The organism is Gilvimarinus sp. 1_MG-2023 (assembly GCF_030548285.1).
In genome coordinates, this window is the sequence record NZ_JAUOSC010001215.1 from 1 (window position 1) to 260 (window position 260).

The following is a 260-nucleotide window of genomic DNA, read 5'->3' on the forward strand; positions in this document are numbered from 1 at the left end:
TCTGTGAATTGTCGTTTGGAAAAATACATCCCGATTCAACAATATTCAAAAACTTTATTGACTTATAAAAATGTAGAAAATGTAACGTTTGGTATTGTTAAGATAAATAAAAAAACGTTAAAAAAACTTGAAGTGTTTCAAAAGAAAGAAGAAGAAATTCGTTTTCTAAATTCTTTGTCAAAAAGAAAAGAATGGGATGTGAAATTGCCAAATTTAAAAGATCATCAAAAACATCAAACAGAAATAGCTTTGCCAAAATT

The 260-nt window shown here is 25.8% G+C and carries 1 protein-coding gene; it reads left to right on the top strand.

Annotated elements, in window-relative coordinates; translation table 11 throughout:
* Window positions 1–15 precede the first annotated feature (15 nt).
* The coding region (locus Q4563_RS20725; RefSeq protein ID WP_303605858.1) for a hypothetical protein at window positions 16–260 on the top strand (245 nt) is incomplete at its 3' end.